Genomic DNA, 540 nt, shown 5'->3' on the forward strand with positions numbered 1-540 from the left:
GTTGAGGGCGGCCTCGTCAATGTCCAGTAGCTGACTGCCGCGCCGGGGGGGACGTATCACGCGAGCATGCAGCATATCGGGCAGGCGCATGTCCTGCACATAGGCCGCACCGCCGCTGACCTTGGCCGGGATGTCCAGCCGAGGCAATGATTTGCCGATCAGGGTGAAACTGCTGGCTGGCTTGAAGGGGGAACTCGCCGATGCGAAGCGATGCAATTGAACCCCGACCACCGCTTGTATGTAGGTCATGCTGCGGCCTTGCCCATCGTAGATCACAGCGTCCCGCGTGCTCAGGCTGTCGATGTTGCATCGCCATTGGCGTGCCGCGGATTCGAGTAACAACTGACGCACCTGGGCCGCGGCGTTGAACAATGCAGTGCCGCTGTCGACGATCGTATGGCTGCCGGCGGTATAACCCTCATTGGGTGTCAGCGCAGTGTCGGCAGTGAGAAAACGGATGAGACCAGGTGATACTTCCAGGCGTTCAGCGGCGATTTGCAGGAGCGCGGTCTTGACGCCAGTGCCCAGCTCCACTTTTCC

The 540-nt window shown here is 61.3% G+C and carries 1 protein-coding gene; it reads right to left on the bottom strand.

The window, feature by feature from the left end; genetic code table 11:
* The coding region (locus AC1DVH_RS32555; RefSeq protein WP_477757232.1) for a molybdopterin cofactor-binding domain-containing protein at positions 1-540 on the bottom strand (540 nt) is incomplete at both ends.

It is taken from the genome of Pseudomonas sp. P4_C3, from assembly GCF_056402075.1.